Raw genomic sequence first — 17443 nt, forward strand, 5'->3', positions numbered from 1 at the left:
AGTGAGCCTGCACCATGCTTCACGTGTTGTTCAGTGTTTACCTGAAGATGCTGGTGCTCTATAGCCCGTTCTTCGTGTTGTCCTGCTTCATCAGCCTGACCCGTGGTTACTCGCGCAAGGAACAACACCGGCTGGCCTGGAAAGTGGCGATCGCCACGCTGGTCTCCAGTGTCCTGCTGTATTTGTTCGGCCGGGTGATTTTCACCGTCTTCGGCATCACCGTGGACGCCTTCCGCATTGGAGCCGGCAGCGTACTATTCATCTCGGCGCTGGGCATGGCTCAGGGCAAGTCGGCGGTGCAGACCGACAACGTGCAACAGGACGTGACCATCGTTCCGCTCACCATCCCGTTGACCGTCGGCCCCGGCACCATCGGTGCCCTGCTGGTGATGGGGGTGAGCCAGCCACATTGGGATGACAAGCTCATCGCCATTGTCAGCATTGCCTTGGCCAGTTTTACGGTCGGTGTGGTGTTGTATCTGTCCAACCGTATCGAGCGAATTCTCGGCGATCAGGGTTTGCAGATTGTCAGCCGATTGATGGGGTTGTTTGTGTGCGCGCTTGCGGCGCAGATTATTTTTACTGGGGTCAAGGGCTATTTGGTTCCCTGACCGTTGCTGAAAAACTGTGGCGAGGACATTGATTCCCTCGCCACAATTCATTGCTCACCTCACCCGATCATTTACGCCGACTGAAGCGTTTGACCAGAACTTCCTTGCGATGCACACCTAGGTATTCTTCGATATCCGTCTTTATTTCCGCATATCGAACGGGGCTGAACGTGATGAACGACTTCCCGCGAAAAACATCCAGCGAAGACGTCTTCCAATCAACAAACAACACACCGCCATCATTACTCCCACCCTGATGATCGATGGCCGCTACTGCAATCACGATAATTCCATTTTGCATCTGTTCGACTGGAATCATCGACACCCGAACACCTTCCGCCTTTTTCGATTCAATATTCAATAAGTTGATCGCCTCGGGTTCTTTTTTCAATGCGTCCAACGTGGAGTCAGTGATCGCACTGAGCACGGCAGCACCCGGAATTGCGGCTTTTGCCGCATCGACGGCAGCTTGAATAACATCAACCATGACGTTATCCATTTTCACCTTGATCGAAGCGTTGCTTTGCCTGGAATAACCTTTATCCGCCACATAACAGCCAAGATCTTCCATGCACTTGGCAAACGCGAGATACCAGGCCTTCGGATCGGAATTCCCAGGCACTTCGTAGCTGGCTTCCATCCGCGACATGGTGATCAGGTTTTCGATGATCGCCATATTCTCCAGGCTGATCTTGTCACCATAACCAATCAGGCTATTGCCCAATACCAAGGCATCCAGTTCCCTGGTTGGACTCGTTGCCACCTCAGATACCAACGATCTGGCGCGCCTCCCAGCGGACAACCCGGCCTTGCGTTTCAGCAAGCGGGACCTTACGAAGTCAACACTTTGCGCAACACTGACCGTACTTTCAAAAGTGTCCATAGATAAATCCTTTTATTGGTTAATTAGCGTTCCATCCAGGAACACAAAAAAACTACTCCAAGTTGCCCGGAGCAACAACTTCATCCAGATACAGCATATTTATTAAAAAAAGAACGAGCCTATACCCATAAGCCCTGCCACCTGACAACACAGGTGGCAGGGCTTAATTCAAAAACGATAAGTAGTTATTGATTACGGGATAGGCGTGAGTTTGTCGCCATAACTGCGTGGCGTATAAACCCAGGGGCGGCCATCGGCACGAGGAATCACCCGCGTCGTCGAAGACCCAATGAGGACCATGGTCCGCATGTCCACTTGATCGACACTCAACTCACCCAGGGTGGTGACTCGCAGGGTCTGCCCCGGACGGCCGATGTCCCGCCCCAGTACCACCGGTGTATGGGGTTCGCGGTGCCGGGCGACGATGTCCAGCGCCTGCCCAAGCTGCCATGGACGCGAACGCGAGATCGGGTTGTAGAACGCCAGGGCCAGGTCGGCCTGGGCCGCCAGATCCAGACGTGTCTCGATGATCGACCAGGGCTTGAGGTTGTCCGACAGCGACAGCACGCAGAAGTCATGCCCCAGAGGCGCACCGGCCTGGGCAGCCGTCGCCAGTGACGCAGAGACGCCCGGCAGCATTTCCAGGTCAACGCTGTGCCACGCCGGATCACTGGACTCATGCAGCGCTTCAAGCACGGCGGCGGCCATGGCAAAAACGCCCGGGTCCCCCGAAGACACCACCACTACCGACCGCCCTTGAGCCGCCAGTTCAAAGGCATGCCTTGCCCGCTGCATCTCTTCACGGTTGTCGGTGCAATGCAGAACCTGGTCATCCCGGAACGGTCCGGCCATGCGCACATAGGTTTCATAACCCAGCACATCATTGGCCCGAGCCAGTTCGGCCTTCACGGCCGGCACCATCAACTCGGCTGCCCCCGGACCCAGCCCAACCACCGCCAGACGCCCGCGAGGACGACCGATCTGCGATGGGTCCAACGGCTGCTCGGCGACCGCAATCGCAATAGCCTCATCGCCAAGCATGGAGACCGGCTGCCCGACCGCGTCGCGAGCCCGCTCGACAATAGGCAGATCGGCGCTGGCAAAGCGCAACGACACACCCAGTTCAAGCGCAGCTTCATGCAATTGCGCGCTGGCCATCTCAGTATCTGCCGCCAGCAGACAAGCCACCGATTGCACTGCGATTTGCGCCTGATGCAGCGCCTGGCGAATCGCCTTCGACACATCCACGATCCCGGCGCTGACCGCTACCAACACACTACGCGGATAAATCAGCAATTCGTTGGCCGCCGGAGCTCTTTCCCCAGGGCCGACATGCACCGCCAACCGCGCCTGGGCATCCTCTGGCAACTGCGCCTGCGCCAGCCAGGGTGCCGAGCCTTCGATGCGCACCGATTCGCCGGCCAACAAATCCGAGACGAAACGCTTGCCCAGTTCCAGGTCCGCAAGGGCATAACCGCTGGGCGGATTGAGCAGGCAAGTACCAAAACGCAGCTCGCCGCTGGTGGTAATGGCGGCGGCCACGTTCAAGCCGGCGCCGATCTCTCGCGCCATCACGTTCACGCCACCCAGACCACCGAGCAACGGCACCACCGCACTGCCGTCTTCCGCCACGGCCAGCACCGGTGGCTCGGCGCCTTTTTCCAGCAGCAGTGGCGCCAGGGTGCGGATCACGATGCCCGCGGCGCACAGGGCAATGATCGGCGTGTCCTGCTGATAAAGCTCACGCAGGGTCGCACCGAACTCTTGATAAACACGGTCCGCGCCGTCGACCCGCCCGGCCAGGCCATGGATCAGGGCACCGGGGTACAACTGCGCAATGGTGCGTGCTGTGGCGAGGCTGCCATTGCCGAGAATGACAATCGCCGGAACTGGACGGGCCATCAGCCTTGCCACCTTTCACCGGGAACGATGATCAATGAGAAATACGGCGACGACATCGGCTCGACCTGATCCAGCGGGACGATCTTCTGGTTGGCCATAGTCGCGCGTTCGACGTAGAGCGCACGCTCGGCCAGCCCCAGTTCTTCCAGCACCTGGCGAACCTTGGGAAAGTTACGGCCCAACTTCATGATCACTGCGGCATCGGCATCGGCCAGGCGGCGCTTGAGTTCGTCGTGGGGCAGCACACCGGACAACACCGACAGACTCTGATTGCGATACACCAGCGGCGCGCCGAGCACCGAAGCACCACCGAGCATCGAACACACGCCGGGCACCACTTCGGCCTGATAGCGCTCGGCGAGCCGGTCGTGCAGGTACATGTAGGAACCGTAGAAGAACGGATCACCTTCGCAGATCACCGCCACGTCACGGCCCGCATCCAGATGCACGGCCAGTTGCTCGCTGGCGGTATCGTAGAAGTCGCTGATCACCTGCTCATAGGACAGCGGCGCGGGCAGTGCCTCGGTTGTCACCGGATAAACCAGCGGCAACAGTGTCTGCGCGTCCTGCAAGTGCGCCTCGATGATGCCGAATGCGTTGCCCTTTTTACCCTTGGCGACGAAGTACGCCACCACCGGCGATTCACGCAGCAGGCGCAGCGCCTTGACGGTAATCAGTTCAGGATCACCGGGGCCGACGCCGAGGCCGATCAAACGTCCAGATTGCTGCATCATTCGATCTCCGTGGCGAGGGCATTGACGGCAGCGGCGGCCATGGCGCTACCGCCCAGGCGACCCTGCATGATGACGAAAGGCACGCCACGGCTATCCGCCGCAAGCATGGCCTTGGATTCGGCGGCACCGACGAAACCCACCGGGAAGCCGAGGATCAGCGCCGGTTTCGGGGCGCCGGCATCGAGCATTTCCAGCAAATAAAACAGTGCCGTCGGTGCATTGCCGATCACCACCACACTGCCTTCCAGGTGCGGACGCCAGAGTTCCAGGGCGGCGGCGGAGCGGGTATTGCCCAACTCACGGGCAAGCTCAGGCACGCTTTCATCGCGCAGGGTGCAGATGACCGGGTTGTTGGCCGGCAACCGTGCGCGGGTCACGCCTTCGGAGACCATCCGCGCGTCGCACAGAATCGGCGCGCCGGCCGCCAGCGCATCGCGCCCGGCCTTGCCGGCGCCTTCAGAAAACTGCAAACCGTCGATGGCCTCGACCATGCCGCAGGCGTGAATCACCCGCACCGCGAGTTTTTCCAGATCAGCCGGGATTCGCGCGAGGTTGGCCTCGGCACGAATGATCGCGAAGGAGTTGCGATAGATCTCCTGACCGTCGCGGATGTAATCAAGCATCGAAGGGGCTCCGTGAGCGGGCGTCGAGCAAGGCCGCGACCGCTTCAATAGTAAGGTTGCGCGCGTGCAGCGTGCCGAAGCCGGCCTGCGCTGCATCGCGAAAATATAGATCGTAGTGGCCGGGCGCGACCGCCAGCAGCGTGGCCGGTGCGGTATGCGCGGCGGCGCAGGAACGCGGGCAACCGCTCAGGTGCACGCTCAACGCGAGGCCGTGGCGTTGCAACAGCGCGGCCAGTTGCAAGGCATCGCCTTTGGTGTCCGCCAGGCTTTTGCCGCAGCCGTTTGAACCGGTGCAGGCGATCATCCGCGTCAGCGCCTGATCGACGTGGCACAACAGGCCCAGTTGCTCCAGGCGCTGGATGACTTGCGCGCAGTGTTCGTCGGGAATGTTGGGCAGCAGCAGGCTTTGCCAGGGCGTGAATCGCAGGCTGCCGTCGCCGTAGGTGGCTGCCAGTTGTGCCGCACCGCGCAGTGTTGCGGGATCGAGTCGGCCCAGCGGCGGTACCGCTCCCACATAGGCAACACCGGGCTTTTTCTGCGGATGGGCGCCGATGTGCAGAACGCTCGAATCCGCGAGGCGCCGCCAATCGGTGACAGCCTCAATCGATACACGCTCGGCCAGTCGGGTCAGCAGGTTTTCGGTGCTGCACTCGGCCAGTAAATGACGCATCCGCGTTTGCTCGGGGCGCGCCAGTTCCAGGAACAACTCAAGCACTGCGACCACCAACCCATGGCCATCCTCGAGTGCCACCGAGCCCGCTGGCGCATCAGTCGGGCAGCCGGCCAGGCCGAACGCCAGCCGCTGCTCACCCTCATGCGCAAAGGCCGAGAGCCACAGGTCATGGGGATGTTCGAGCATGTTCAGCGCCTCGCCACCATCGAGCTGCACGGCAAACTTGGCACTGAGGTCGTGAAAGCGTTCGTCGCCCTGCAACGTGGCGAGAATCCGCTCGGCCAGTGGCCGGGTGTCGATCAGCATCTGCCGGTCAAGGCCGGCCGCGGGGCTGAGCATCAGGTTGCGCACATCGTCACTGGCCGCATTACGCGGTCCCAACCCGGCCGCGAGCAGGTCGTCGATCAAGGCCGTCTGTTCGCAGCCAATCCCGCGAATCTGCAGGTTGGCGCGGTTGGTCGCCTCGATCACACCACCGGCATAGCGTTCGGCGGCCTGCGCCACCGCGACCGCTTGCCGTGCGCAGATCGCGCCACCGGTGAGTTTAATCCGGCAAATACCCCCGTCCAGCGCCCGGACAATACGTAACAACCCGGGACAGGCCGTAGGACGCAAAGGGTTGGATGTCTGAGGAGAGCTCACAGGATGACCGGCACGAAATGAAGGGCAGCATTATGCCTGCTTTGTCCGGCGGGATGAAAAGCCCGAGGCACTTGGCGACGAATAGAGCGTGAAGTTGCGCCGCAACCTGCACTCACAGCCAGAATCAATTCGCCAGATGGGTTTCGTTTAAAGCCTGTCATGCAGCCTGTAGTTTTTCACCGGCAAGACTTCACCCTCTTTGACTAGGAGCAACTCATGGACAGTAAAAACTCAAATGGAATATTGACCGGCCACAGTCTCGTCTCATGTATCGATGAACTGTCACCGCAGGACTACCTCGACCTCACTCATTGCACACAGATCGCCACGAAGTCCGCTGACAGGGTTGCCAGCCGCTTCGCCAACTCGACAGCGTGGCTGGACGAGTATGTCTCGACCTTGAATTTTTTCGGCTGGTCGGTGTTTGAGGATGCCATCCAGACCCGCACCCGCTACGACGTGTCGCAAAGCGTTGCGGATTATCTGGTCAGGAGTGCCCACGGCATGCACGACACCCGTCAGGGCAATGCCATGATCGATACCCTCGACGCCTTGAAACCCGACAAACCGGCGCTGTACTCGCTGGATGAAGAAAGCCTGATGGGCGAGCGCTTTCAGGTCTTGCCTGCGCGGTACGACTCAAAGGGCTTCCTGGAAATAGCGGTGTTCAATCTTGAATTGGTGGCGCACACCAAAAAGAGCAGTTTTCTGTTCTGGAGTTGGGAAGAACAGGCCGCCAAAATCATTCAGAGTCGAGCCTTTCTCAAGTTGGACAAACGCATACTCGAAGGCAAAAGAACGCTCCTTGAAAACAAGTGCCGTGAACTCCTGATGAAACGATTCGACCTGAGAAAAAAGCCGGCTCATTAAGCCTTGGGCCGCTTGAGTCGCCGTTCACTACAATTTCGGCGAATGCAATCCACGCCGCGCTATCATGCGCGACCGCCAGATCGATAGCGTCGGGCGCGGCGATGATTGGGCTTTGATCGAGAGAAGAGGAACAGCATGACCCCCTGGCTGACAGTGGTAGGCATTGGCGAAGATGGCTTCAAGGGGCTCGGCAAAAATGCACGGCACGCTCTGCTGAAAGCCTCACGGATCATTGGCGCGCAACGGCAGCTGGATTTGTTGCCGACCTGTATCCGCAGCGAACGGCAGCTGTGGCCCAGCCCCTTTTCCCTTGAGCCGGTGCTGACGCGTCGCGGTGAATCCGTGTGTGTCCTGGCCAGCGGCGACCCGATGTTTTTCGGGGTTGGCGCCAGCCTCGCCCGGCAAGTCGCCAGCGATGAAATGCTGATCCTCCCCGCCCCTTCTTCCTGCTCGCTGGCCGCCGCCAGAATGGGTTGGCCCTTGCAGGACGTGGTCACCCTGTCGGTGGTGGCCCGTCCGATCGCCGCGCTCAATGCCCAGTTGTCCAGCGGCCAGCGCTTGCTGGTGCTGAGCAACGATGGCCAGAGCCCCGCCGCCATCGCCGCCCTGTTGCGCGAGCGGGGTTTCGGCCCCAGCCGCCTCACCGTGCTCGAACACCTGGGCGGCGAGGCTGAGCGTCGAGTCGACGGCATCGCCAGCGACTGGAGCATTGACGCCACGGCCGACTTGAACCTGATCGCCATCGACTGCATCGCCGAACCAAACGCGCCACGCCTGTCACGCCTTGCCGGGCTGCCGGACAGCGCGTACAAGCATGACGGCCAATTGACCAAGCGCGATGTCCGGGCGATCACCCTCGCTCGCCTGGCGCCGACGCCCGGCGAGCTGTTGTGGGATGTCGGCGCGGGCAGCGGCTCGATCGGCATCGAATGGATGCGCGCCCACCCGAGCTGCCGGGCGCTGGCGATCGAGGCCGATGACGGGCGCCAGCAATTGATCGAGCACAACCGCGACGCCCTCGGCGTACCCGGCCTGCAATTGATTCGCGGCCGTGCCCCGCACGCCCTCGAAGGCCTGGAACGTCCGGACGCCATTTTCATCGGCGGCGGCGTCACCCGCGAAGGCGTGCTGGACAGCTGCTGGGCCGCCCTGAAACCCGGCGGCCGGCTGATCGCCAACGCGGTCACCCTGCAAAGCGAAATGACCCTGATGGCGTGGCGCGAACGACACGGCGGAGAGCTGACGCGCATTCATATCGCCCAGGCGCAACCGCTGGGCGACTTCGACACCTGGCGCCAGGCATTGCCGATTACCGTGCTGGACCTGACCAAGCCGCTCGCCCCCTGACCTCCCCATTCCCTTGTAGGAGCTGTCGAGTGCAACGAGGCTGCGATCTCTTGATCTTGCTTTTAACAATCAAAAGATCGCAGCCTCGTTGCACTCGACAGCTCCTACAGTGGAAACGCACCCTGCCGGAGTTTTTCAATGAAACGCATTCTGTTGCTGGGCGGTGTGACCGAGGCGCTGGCCATCGCCCGAACCCTCGGCCCCGAACACGTCTACAGCCTGGCCGGCATCGGCCGGGTACCGACGGACCTGACCTGCCAGGTACGTGTCGGCGGTTACGGCGGCGCCGAGGGCCTGGCGCAGTTCATCCGCGACGAGCGTATCGACCTGCTGCTCGATGCCACCCATCCCTACGCCGCGCAAATCAGCCATAACGCCGCCCACGCCGCACACTTGAGCGCTATCCCCTGCTGGGCGCTACGCCGCCCGGCGTGGCAGCCACAGGCCGGGGACGACTGGCGCGAGGTGCGCGATTGGCCGGAACTGATCGAAGCGCTCAAACCCTTTCGCCGACCACTGTTCACCCTCGGCCGCGAGCCCCTGCAACACCTGGACGAAATCCCCGCGAACCAATTCTGGACCCTGCGCGCGCTGGACGAGTACCCGGGCAACGAGCGCTGCGAAGTGATCGGCGCACGCGGGCCCTTCCAGATTGAAGATGAACGCGCGCTGTTCGAACGTCGGCAGATCGACGTACTGATCAGCAAAAACAGCGGCAGCACCGCGACCGAACCCAAGCTGGAAGTCGCGCGCGAACGTGGAGTGCCGGTGCTGGTGCTCAAACGCCCGGTTTTGCCGGTGGTTGAGCGGGAGTTTGGTTCGGTTGGAGAAATACTGAAGGCCTTGTCGGAATTCTCCCAAAGCCTGTAGTCATCATTGAACTTACTGACAATATTCCAGGAAAGGGCTGGCTGATTTTCTCAATATCTCCAACTTAAAGTCGCATTCCTCTAACTCGATCAAGTTCCCAGGCACACCTTTCAACGGGAGAGACTCATTTCATCCTCGGCGAAGGTCTGCTTGCCAACTTGTATCCCAAGGAATACGATCAAAAAATGATCGACTTTGAACGATCCCATGTTTTTGCCGACTGGCTCGGCGCCCTGAAAGACACCGTGGGAAAGGCTCGCATCATCGCCAGAATCCGGGCGGCAGAGCATGGAAACTTTGGTGATTGCATGCCGGTAGGCGCAGCAGTCTACGAAATGCGCATTCATCACGGGCCCGGATACAGAGTGTATTTCACTCGCAGAGGCGAAGTGGTTTACCTGCTCTTGGTGGGTGGCGACAAGTCGACACAAAAACGCGATATCAAGCGCGCCATAGAAATGGCGCAAAACATCGGTAATGGGAGTGAGTCATGACCGAGCAATTTTCCCGATTCGACGCCGCCGAGTTTCTCAAGTCTCCGCAAGAAATGGCCGCGTATCTCGATGCCTGTTTTGAAGAAGATGCAGGCGATGGTGTGTTGATACGTGCCGCACTCAACGACATAGCCCGCGCCCAGGGCATGACTCAAGTGGCCCGGGATGCCGGTGTAGGTCGTGAGAGCTTGTACAAAGCGTTGAGCAGCACCGGCAACCCGGAATTCGCAACGATCATGAAGGTGATGAAAGCCCTCGGCATGCGATTGCATGCAGTTGCTGTTTGATTGCACGACCGCAGTCACGCAAATCTGAATAAAGCTCAAGCAATACTGGCAATCTGCAATTCGCGACTATCATCAAGGCTATGGACACGCTCTGCGACACCACACCGCACGGCGTTTTTTTACTTATCGGCATGGGTCAGGCTAAATAGCCGCGCCTGATCGCCCACTCAACCGGAACTGCCCCATGTCCCGTCAACGGCTCGCAATTGCCTGGATAGCCTGCTTTGCAGTGCTGTTCAATCTGCTCGCCATGCCGATGGGTGGAGCGATGGCGCAGTCGACGAAATCACCTGCCGAGCAGTTGTTGTGGGGCAGTTTCTGTACCTCCGGCGGCAGCAAGATGGTCGCGATCGACCTGGGAAACATCCAGCAGAAAGCGCCGCAAAGCGACGATCATTCCAACATGCAGCATTGCTGGTGCTGTTCCGGTTCGGCGCCACTGGTGGCGTTGCCCGGGCATGTTCCGCAGCTGTATTTCGCGCAGTTCGAGTCCAATCGAAGCGTCCCGCCCGCCTCACTCAATACGCCGACGCCGCGCCAGCAATGGCCGAGCCTGAACCCCCGCGCATCCCCTCTGGTGTGATTCCTTCTCGCAATTGACCTGCGTCTTGAATCGTTCCGGAGAACCATCATGCTGAACAAACTCATCGTTGTGGCCGCACTGTTGCTGCCTGCCTGCTTTGCCAATGCCCACGAATACAAGGTCGGGGAGCTGGAAATCGCTCATCCATGGTCGCAGGAGCTGCCGCCCAACGCCCCGAACGTGGCCGCCTATTTCGTGATTCACAACGACGGCAAGGCCGCCGACCGCCTGCTCGGCGTCGACTCGCCGATTGCAGGCGTTGCGCAATTGCACGAGCACGTGATGCAAAACGATGTGATGAAAATGCAGCACGTACCGGCCGTGGATATCCCCGCTGGCGGCGAAGTCACCTTTGCGCCCATGGCCTACCACGTGATGTTGCTGAACCTGAAGGACCGCAGCCTGCTGAGCGATGGCAAGCGCTTCCCGATGACCCTGCACTTCGAGAAAGCCGGTGACGTGACGGTCGACGTGGCGGTGCAGAAGCAGGCGCCCGAAGACGGGCAAAAGCACGCGCACGCTCAGTAACCGACCGAGCAGAACACGCCCATGCGCCCGCTTGGCACCCGGTCATCCAGCCCCCCTCGCCAGTCATCGAGACTGACACGCGGCAGCTGGATCAGCCTGTTCGCCATGTTGATGATCTTCATCGGCCCACTGGTTTCCCAGTCGATGCCGATGGATTCGCGCGCCGCCATGACCATGAGCATGTCGATGGACATGCCGGCCATGGATCACACCGGGCACGCTGCACAACCTGACGCCGAACACTGCCCTCCCCATGCCGGGCACCATGCACTCTGGGAAAAATGCGGCTATTGCAGCCTGCTGTTCAATTGCCCGGCCCTGACCGGTGGCGCTTCCTTCACAGGATTCGACACACCACCCAGCACGACCTTCACCACGCCTTCTCCACGCCTGGGCCATGCCCGGCAAACCTTCTTCCCCGGCGCCCGAACCCGCGCCCCGCCGATCGTCACGTAATCCCGCGCCCCCATAACTAAAAGATCCGAGCCCTCGCGGAGCACACGTGATGAAACAGCCCAAAGTGAATTTCTACAATCTCGCCTGGCGCTGGCATTTCTATGCCGGCCTGTTCGTGGCGCCCTTCATGGTAATGCTGGCCCTGACCGGCACCATTTACCTGTTCAAGCCACAACTCGACTCATTGATGTACAGCAGCCTGCTGAACGTACCGGCCGGCCATCACAGCATTCCCGCCGATGACTTGCTCAAGCGAGTGAAAGACGCCTATCCCCAAGGCACGATCAAGCAGTACCTGCCACCGGTGAACGCCGAGCGCAGCGCGCAGTTTGTCGTACTCGACAGCGGCAAGGAGCTGAACGTATTTCTCGACCCGTACCACGGCGACATCCTCGGCGAGCAAGACGCCAAGAAAAACCTGCAAGCCATTGCGCGGGCTATTCACGGCGAGCTGATGATCGGCACCGTCGGCGACCGCCTGGTGGAACTGGCCGCCGGCTGGGGTGTGGTGCTGGTGGTTTCCGGAGTGTTCCTGTGGTGGCCGCGCGGTCAGGCCGCGGGCATTCTGTGGCCACGCCTGAGCAGTCGCGGCCGGGTGCTGTGGCGCGACCTGCATGCCGTTACCGGGTTCTGGGGCGCCTCGCTGCTGCTGGTGATGCTGCTCAGCGGTATGACCTGGACCGGGTTCTGGGGCGAAAAGTTTGCCGGTGTATGGAACGTGTTCCCGGCCGCAATGTGGAACGACGTACCCAAATCCGATGTTGAAGCGCGCAGCCTCAACGAGGCCCATCGCCAAACCGTGCCATGGGCCCTGGAAAACACGCCGATGCCGATGTCCGGCGACCATGCCGAACACATGGCCCATGAGGGTGCGCATGCAGGCCCGGCCGCGCCGACCATCAGCCTGCAAGACGTGCAAAACATCGCCGTACAGAACAAGGTCGAGCCCGGCTACAGCATCACCCTGCCGAAAACCGCGACAGGCGTGTTCACCATCGCGGTGTTCGCCGATGACCCGCGCAACGACGCCACCCTGCATGTCGATCAGTACAGCGGCAAGGTCCTGGCCGATGTGCGCTTCGAGCAATACGGCACCGTCGCCCGCGCCACGGAAATCGGCGTGATGCTGCATGAAGGCAAGATGTTCGGCGTGGTCAACCAGATCATCGTGTTGCTGATCTGCCTGATGATCCTGCTCAGCGCCGTCAGCGGCGTGGTGATCTGGTGGAAGCGTCGCCCGCAAGGAAAATTGGGCGTGCCGCCGCTGCGTCATGACCTGCCGAAATGGAAAACCGCGATGGTGATCATGTTCGCCCTGGCGGTGGCGTTCCCGTTGGTGGGGGCTTCGCTGGTGGCGGTCTGGGTGCTCGACAAGCTGCTGCTGTCGCGCTTCACCCGGCAAGCTGAGAGCGCCTCAACTTCATCATGAGACACGCGAGATGCGCGGGAATGAAGGGACTGTAAACTTCCCGCGCTTAGCGTCTCCTTTGACCTTAAGACCGCCATCGCGAGCAGGCTCGCTCCCACAGGATTAACGCAATCCCTGTGGGAGCGAGCCTGCTCGCGATGGCGTCTTCAGCATCACCGCAAATATCAGAGTCAATGCATGACCTCGCTGAACTTCACCCACCTCACCTGGTCCCCCCTGGGCCACGGCCACTGTCATCACCAGTTCCAGCTACGCGATGCCTCGCTGCACGTGGCCGCCGGTGAGTTCGTCGGCTTGATCGGCCCCAACGGCAGTGGCAAGACCAGCCTGCTGCGCTGCGCCTGGCGCTTCAACAAACCGGAAGGCGGCGAGGTCAAACTCGATCACCACAACGTCTGGCAGCAATCCTCGCGCTGGTGTGCGCAACGCATCGCCGTGGTGTTGCAGGAATTCCCGGATGCCTTCGGCCTGACCGTCGACGAAGTGGTCGCCATGGGCCGCACACCGCACAAGGGGCTGTTCGATGGCGACACGTTTGAGGATCGCAATCTCGTCAGCCAGGCCCTGGAATCGGTCGGGCTCAGGGGCTTCGAAGATCACGCCTTCTCCACCCTTTCCGGTGGTGAAAAGCAGCGCGTGATCCTCGCCCGCGCCCTGGCCCAGCAGCCGCAAATGTTGATCCTCGACGAGCCGACCAACCACCTCGACCCGCGCTATCAGCTGGAGCTGTTGCAGTTGGTCAAGCGCCTGAAGATCGGCACCCTGGCGAGCATCCACGACCTCAATCTGGCCGCCGCTTTCTGTGATCGGTTGTATGTGATCAACCACGGCCGCATCGTCGCCAGCGGCACGCCGAAGGAAGTCCTGAGCAGCGCATTGCTGCGCAATGTATTCGGTGTCGATGCGCTGATCGATGAACACCCCTTGCACGGCTACCCACGAATTACCTGGATAACCCAACCATGAGTCTGCGTCCCCTGCTGTACCTTTCCCTGTTGCTGGGCAGCGCCCAGGCCTTTGCCGAGGCCACGCACTACCCGCTGACCATTCAAAGCTGCAATCGCCAAGTGATTTTCCAGCAAGCACCGAAGCACGCCGTCAGCCACGACATCAACATGACCCAGATGATGCTCGCCCTCGGCCTGAAACCGCAGATGGCCGGCTACAGCGGTGTGTCCGGCTGGAAGTCGGTGACGCCCGAAATGCACGGCATCCTCGACGGCCTGCCGGAACTGGCGGCCAAGTATCCGTCGGTGGAAACCCTGCTCAATGCCAACGTCGACTTCTTCTTTGCCGGCTGGGATTACGGAATGCGCGTGGGCGGCGACCTCACGCCGCAGACCCTGCAACCACTGGGCATCAATGTCTATGAGTTGACCGAGTCCTGCGCCTTCGTGATGAAGCGCCCGCCGGCCACGCTGGAAGACACCTACAACGACTTGCGCAACCTCGGGAAAATCTTCGACGTGCAGGATCGCGCCAACGCCTTGATCAGCCAGATGCAGGCGCAGATCGCCGGGATTGGCAAAAAGCTGCCTGCCGAAAAACCACGGGTGTTCCTGTACGACAGCGGCGAAGACCGGGCCATGACCTCGGGTCGCCTGGGCATGCCACAGGCGTTGATCGCTGCCGCTGGCGGACGCAACGTGCTTGACGATGTCGAGGCGAGCTGGACCCGGGTCAACTGGGAGAACGTGGTCGAGCGCAATCCGCAGGTGATCGTGATCGTCGACTACGGCGAAGTCACTGCCGAACAGAAGATTCAATTTCTGCGCGACAACAAGGCACTGCAATCGGTGGATGCGATCAAGCACCAGCGCTTCGTCGTCATCCCCTACGTGCAGGCCACGCCGGGCATCGACAACGTGCTCGCCGTGGCAACCCTGGCCAAGGGTTTCCACGGCGAATGATCAATCGTCGCTACGCAATGCTGTTGATTGCCCTCGGCACGCTGCTGCTCTTGTCGTGCGTGGTGTCCCTGGGCTTTGGCCCGGCGCGGGTGCCGGTGGACGTGGTGTGGCGAATTCTGCTGCACAAGCTGTTCGGTTTCGGCGTACCCGACTGGAGCGCCGGGCAGGAGCATATTGTCTGGCTGATCCGCGTGCCGCGCATGTTGCTGGGTGCGCTGGTGGGTGCGGGTCTTGCGCTGATCGGCGCGGTCTTGCAGGCGGTTACACGCAACCCGCTGGCCGATCCGCATTTGCTCGGTGTGACCTCCGGCGCCACCCTCGGCGCGGTCATCGTGGTGTTGCATGTCGGTGAAATCGCCGGCCTCTTGACCTTGCCCATCGCCGCGTTCATCGGCGCATTGTCGAGCATGCTGGTGGTGCTGATGATCGCCAGTCGCCACGGCCGCCTGGACAGCGATCGCCTGCTGCTGTGCGGTGTGGCGGTGTCGTTCGTGATGATGGCGATCGCCAATCTGCTGCTGTTTCTCGGTGATCACCGCGCCAGCTCCGCGGTGATGTTCTGGATGCTCGGCGGGCTCGGGCTGGCACGCTGGGAACTGCTGGCCGTCCCTGCAATCAGCGTTCTGCTCGGCCTGGTCTTGCTGCTGGGCATGGCGCGCTCGTTGAATGCCTTGATGGCGGGCGAGCAGACGGCCGTGACCCTGGGGCTGAACGCGCGGACGGTGCGGCTGTGGGTGTTTGTGATTGCCTCGCTGATGACCGGGGTACTGGTGTCCATCAGCGGTTCGATCGGTTTTGTCGGACTGATGGTGCCGCACATTGCGCGGCGATTGGTGGGTGCGGAACATCGTCGGCTGCTACCTGCATGCGTGCTGCTCGGCAGCCTGTTTCTCGTTTGGGTCGACGTTGCCGCACGAACGATGATCGCGCCGGAAGACCTGCCGATTGGCGTCGCCACCGCAGCCATCGGCGGCCTGTTCTTCATCGGACTGATGCGCAGGCGCTGACTCACACAAATCAAACCTGTAGGAGTGAGCCTGCTCGCGATTGCGGTGTGTCAGGCCCTATGAATGGTGACTGTCACACCGCAATCGCGAGCAGGCTCACTCCCACAATGGATGAGTGTCGCTCACAAATTCTGCGCCCCAATGCAGCGCACTACGGCGCACCACTGCCCCGACCTCGTCCCTTCATGGTGCACCGCCAACTTGCGCAACCGCTCTAAACCGACATTCTCCCGCCTTCCCCCGACCGGGCACAGCCCTTGCTAAAGACCCTTCAGTCGTCCGCATCTGCCAACCAGAAAAATTAAACGTTCATGGAGATCGCACAATGAAGCGTCGCAGTTTGATCAAGGCTTTCACTCTCTCCGCCAGCATTGCCGCAATGGGCATGACCTGGACGGTCCAGGCCGCCGAAACCATCAAGGTCGGGATTCTGCATTCGTTGTCCGGGACCATGGCGATCTCTGAAACATCGCTCAAGGACATGGCGTTGATGACCATCGACGAGATCAACGCCAAGGGCGGCGTCAACGGCAAGATGCTGGAGGCGGTGGTGGTCGACCCGGCTTCGAACTGGCCGTTGTTCGCCGAGAAAGGCCGGCAGTTGCTGACCCAGGACAAGGTCGCGGTGGTGTTCGGTTGCTGGACGTCGGTGTCGCGTAAATCGGTGCTGCCGGTGTTCGAAGAACTCAACGGCCTGCTGTTCTACCCGGTGCAGTACGAAGGCGAAGAGATGTCGCCGAACGTGTTCTACACCGGCGCCGCGCCGAACCAGCAAGCGATCCCCGCCGTCGAATACCTGATGAGCGAAGAAGGCGGCAGCGCCAAGCGCTACTTCCTGCTCGGCACCGACTACGTCTACCCGCGCACCACCAACAAGATCCTGCGCTCGTTCCTGCACTCCAAAGGCGTGGCCGACAAGGACATCGAAGAGGTCTACACCCCGTTCGGTCACAGCGACTATCAAACCATTGTCGCCAACATCAAGAAGTTCTCGGCCGGCGGCAAGACGGCGGTCATCTCCACGGTCAACGGCGACTCCAACGTGCCGTTCTACAAAGAGCTGGCCAACCAGGGCCTGAAGGCCACCGATGTTCCGGTGGTGGCGTTCTCCGTGGGCGAAGAGGAACTGCGCGGCATCGACACCAAGCCGCTGGTGGGCAACCTCGCGGCGTGGAACTACTTCGAATCGGTGGAGAACCCGGTGAACAAGAAGTTCGTCGATGACTGGAAGGCCTACGCGAAGAAACACAACCTGCCGGGCGCCGACAAAGCGGTGACCAACGACCCGATGGAAGCCACTTACGTGGGCATCCACATGTGGGCGCAGGCGGCTGAAAAGGCCAAGTCCACCGACGTCGACAAAGTCCGCGAAGCCCTTAGCGGCCAGACCTTCGCCGCACCGTCGGGCTACACCCTGACCATGGACAAGACCAACCACCACCTGCACAAGCCGGTGATGATCGGCGAGATCCAGGGTGACGGACAGTTCAACGTCGTCTGGCAAACCGAAGGCCCGATCCGCGCCCAGCCGTGGAGCCCGTTCATTCCGGGCAACGACAAGAAGCCGGAGTATGCGGTGAAGAGCAACTGATCG

At 60.9% G+C, this 17443-nt stretch carries 19 protein-coding genes; 14 read left to right on the forward strand and 5 right to left on the reverse strand.

The features are described 5' to 3' along the window. The first annotated feature begins 14 nt into the window (after positions 1-14). On the forward strand, positions 15-611 hold the full coding sequence (locus tag ABTV29_RS28150; protein WP_433767799.1) for a MarC family protein: 597 nt from the start codon (positions 15-17) through the stop codon (positions 609-611). A 67-nt stretch (positions 612-678) separates the two neighbouring features. On the opposite strand, the gene ABTV29_RS28155 is transcribed toward ABTV29_RS28150, so the two are convergent. The 5 genes from ABTV29_RS28155 to cobG form a co-directional block, all read right to left on the reverse strand. Continuing rightward, positions 679-1494 (reverse strand): hypothetical protein, encoded by an 816-nt coding sequence (locus tag ABTV29_RS28155; protein ID WP_433767800.1) that lies wholly within the window; start codon positions 1492-1494, stop codon positions 679-681. 192 nt (positions 1495-1686) lie between these two features. Next, entirely contained in the window at positions 1687-3396 is a 1710-nt protein-coding gene (gene cobJ, locus ABTV29_RS28160; RefSeq protein ID WP_433767801.1) for a precorrin-3B C(17)-methyltransferase, read from the reverse strand. Next, positions 3396-4127: a precorrin-2 C(20)-methyltransferase gene (locus ABTV29_RS28165; protein WP_433772054.1), complete on the reverse strand. Its 732-nt coding sequence runs from the start codon at positions 4125-4127 to the stop codon at positions 3396-3398. Before ABTV29_RS28165 ends, cobJ begins: the two co-directional genes overlap by 1 nt. Further along, the gene (locus ABTV29_RS28170) at positions 4127-4753 is read right to left on the reverse strand and encodes a precorrin-8X methylmutase (RefSeq protein ID WP_305448029.1); all 627 of its coding nucleotides are present in this window, start codon (positions 4751-4753) and stop codon (positions 4127-4129) included. The genes ABTV29_RS28165 and ABTV29_RS28170 overlap by 1 nt, the downstream gene beginning before the upstream one ends. Then, entirely contained in the window at positions 4746-6068 is a 1323-nt protein-coding gene (gene cobG / locus ABTV29_RS28175) for a precorrin-3B synthase (protein WP_433767802.1), read from the reverse strand. Before cobG ends, ABTV29_RS28170 begins: the two co-directional genes overlap by 8 nt. 216 nt (positions 6069-6284) lie before the next feature. Here cobG and ABTV29_RS28180 point away from each other — a divergent pair, with 216 nt between their 5' ends. The 13 genes from ABTV29_RS28180 (at position 6285) to urtA (ending at position 17440) form a co-directional block, all read left to right on the forward strand. Next, positions 6285-6938: a hypothetical protein gene (locus ABTV29_RS28180; RefSeq protein WP_433767803.1), complete on the forward strand. Its 654-nt coding sequence runs from the start codon at positions 6285-6287 to the stop codon at positions 6936-6938. 135 nt (positions 6939-7073) lie between these two features. Beyond that, positions 7074-8285, forward strand: coding sequence for a precorrin-6y C5,15-methyltransferase (decarboxylating) subunit CbiE (gene cbiE, locus ABTV29_RS28185; RefSeq protein ID WP_433767804.1), 1212 nt, complete (start codon positions 7074-7076; stop codon positions 8283-8285). 138 nt (positions 8286-8423) lie between these two features. Beyond that, a complete protein-coding gene (locus tag ABTV29_RS28190) occupies positions 8424-9155 on the forward strand; it encodes a cobalt-precorrin-6A reductase (protein ID WP_433767805.1) in 732 nt (243 codons plus the stop codon). A 185-nt stretch (positions 9156-9340) separates the two neighbouring features. Next, positions 9341-9649, forward strand: a complete 309-nt coding sequence (locus ABTV29_RS28195) for a type II toxin-antitoxin system RelE/ParE family toxin (RefSeq protein ID WP_433767806.1) — start codon at positions 9341-9343, stop codon at positions 9647-9649. Beyond that, positions 9646-9936 carry an addiction module antidote protein gene (locus ABTV29_RS28200; protein ID WP_433767807.1) on the forward strand — a complete coding sequence of 97 codons (291 nt, stop codon included), beginning with the start codon at positions 9646-9648 and terminating at the stop codon, positions 9934-9936. The genes ABTV29_RS28195 and ABTV29_RS28200 overlap by 4 nt, the downstream gene beginning before the upstream one ends. Before the next feature lie 184 nt (positions 9937-10120). Next, positions 10121-10519 (forward strand): DUF2946 domain-containing protein, encoded by a 399-nt coding sequence (locus ABTV29_RS28205; protein ID WP_433767808.1) that lies wholly within the window; start codon positions 10121-10123, stop codon positions 10517-10519. A gap of 48 nt (positions 10520-10567) precedes the next feature. Further along, positions 10568-11047, forward strand: coding sequence for a copper chaperone PCu(A)C (locus tag ABTV29_RS28210; RefSeq protein WP_433767809.1), 480 nt, complete (start codon positions 10568-10570; stop codon positions 11045-11047). A 21-nt stretch (positions 11048-11068) separates the two neighbouring features. Beyond that, the gene (locus ABTV29_RS28215) at positions 11069-11503 is read left to right on the forward strand and encodes a DUF2946 domain-containing protein (protein ID WP_433767810.1); all 435 of its coding nucleotides are present in this window, start codon (positions 11069-11071) and stop codon (positions 11501-11503) included. 49 nt (positions 11504-11552) lie between these two features. After that, a complete protein-coding gene (locus ABTV29_RS28220) occupies positions 11553-12932 on the forward strand; it encodes a PepSY-associated TM helix domain-containing protein (RefSeq protein ID WP_433767811.1) in 1380 nt (459 codons plus the stop codon). A gap of 177 nt (positions 12933-13109) precedes the next feature. Further along, the gene (locus ABTV29_RS28225) at positions 13110-13898 is read left to right on the forward strand and encodes an ABC transporter ATP-binding protein (protein WP_433767812.1); all 789 of its coding nucleotides are present in this window, start codon (positions 13110-13112) and stop codon (positions 13896-13898) included. Then, positions 13895-14842 carry an ABC transporter substrate-binding protein gene (locus tag ABTV29_RS28230; protein ID WP_433767813.1) on the forward strand — a complete coding sequence of 316 codons (948 nt, stop codon included), beginning with the start codon at positions 13895-13897 and terminating at the stop codon, positions 14840-14842. The genes ABTV29_RS28225 and ABTV29_RS28230 overlap by 4 nt, the downstream gene beginning before the upstream one ends. Beyond that, entirely contained in the window at positions 14839-15849 is a 1011-nt protein-coding gene (locus ABTV29_RS28235; protein WP_433767814.1) for a FecCD family ABC transporter permease, read from the forward strand. Before ABTV29_RS28230 ends, ABTV29_RS28235 begins: the two co-directional genes overlap by 4 nt. A 325-nt stretch (positions 15850-16174) precedes the next feature. Further along, a complete protein-coding gene (urtA, locus tag ABTV29_RS28240) occupies positions 16175-17440 on the forward strand; it encodes an urea ABC transporter substrate-binding protein (protein WP_433767815.1) in 1266 nt (421 codons plus the stop codon). Positions 17441-17443 lie beyond the last annotated feature (3 nt).

This window comes from Pseudomonas putida, assembly GCF_050989985.1.
Classification (GTDB): Bacteria; Pseudomonadota; Gammaproteobacteria; order Pseudomonadales; family Pseudomonadaceae; genus Aquipseudomonas; species Aquipseudomonas putida_AI.

Bases quoted from the DNA above. Each gene is read 5' to 3' on its own strand.
- ABTV29_RS28170 (WP_305448029.1), bottom strand. From the start codon at position 4,753: ATGCTTGATTACATCCGCGACGGTCAGGAGATCTATCGCAACTCCTTC.
- cobJ (WP_433767801.1), bottom strand. From the start codon at position 3,396: ATGGCCCGTCCAGTTCCGGCGATTGTCATTCTCGGCAATGGCAGCCTC.
- cbiE (WP_433767804.1), top strand. From the start codon at position 7,074: ATGACCCCCTGGCTGACAGTGGTAGGCATTGGCGAAGATGGCTTCAAG.
- ABTV29_RS28195 (WP_433767806.1), top strand. From the start codon at position 9,341: ATGATCGACTTTGAACGATCCCATGTTTTTGCCGACTGGCTCGGCGCC.
- ABTV29_RS28150 (WP_433767799.1), top strand. From the start codon at position 15: ATGCTTCACGTGTTGTTCAGTGTTTACCTGAAGATGCTGGTGCTCTAT.
- ABTV29_RS28235 (WP_433767814.1), top strand. From the start codon at position 14,839: ATGATCAATCGTCGCTACGCAATGCTGTTGATTGCCCTCGGCACGCTG.
- ABTV29_RS28205 (WP_433767808.1), top strand. From the start codon at position 10,121: ATGTCCCGTCAACGGCTCGCAATTGCCTGGATAGCCTGCTTTGCAGTG.
- ABTV29_RS28215 (WP_433767810.1), top strand. From the start codon at position 11,069: ATGCGCCCGCTTGGCACCCGGTCATCCAGCCCCCCTCGCCAGTCATCG.
- ABTV29_RS28225 (WP_433767812.1), top strand. From the start codon at position 13,110: ATGACCTCGCTGAACTTCACCCACCTCACCTGGTCCCCCCTGGGCCAC.
- ABTV29_RS28220 (WP_433767811.1), top strand. From the start codon at position 11,553: ATGAAACAGCCCAAAGTGAATTTCTACAATCTCGCCTGGCGCTGGCAT.
- ABTV29_RS28230 (WP_433767813.1), top strand. From the start codon at position 13,895: ATGAGTCTGCGTCCCCTGCTGTACCTTTCCCTGTTGCTGGGCAGCGCC.
- ABTV29_RS28200 (WP_433767807.1), top strand. From the start codon at position 9,646: ATGACCGAGCAATTTTCCCGATTCGACGCCGCCGAGTTTCTCAAGTCT.
- ABTV29_RS28210 (WP_433767809.1), top strand. From the start codon at position 10,568: ATGCTGAACAAACTCATCGTTGTGGCCGCACTGTTGCTGCCTGCCTGC.
- ABTV29_RS28190 (WP_433767805.1), top strand. From the start codon at position 8,424: ATGAAACGCATTCTGTTGCTGGGCGGTGTGACCGAGGCGCTGGCCATC.
- ABTV29_RS28180 (WP_433767803.1), top strand. From the start codon at position 6,285: ATGGACAGTAAAAACTCAAATGGAATATTGACCGGCCACAGTCTCGTC.
- urtA (WP_433767815.1), top strand. From the start codon at position 16,175: ATGAAGCGTCGCAGTTTGATCAAGGCTTTCACTCTCTCCGCCAGCATT.
- ABTV29_RS28155 (WP_433767800.1), bottom strand. From the start codon at position 1,494: ATGGACACTTTTGAAAGTACGGTCAGTGTTGCGCAAAGTGTTGACTTC.
- ABTV29_RS28165 (WP_433772054.1), bottom strand. From the start codon at position 4,127: ATGCAGCAATCTGGACGTTTGATCGGCCTCGGCGTCGGCCCCGGTGAT.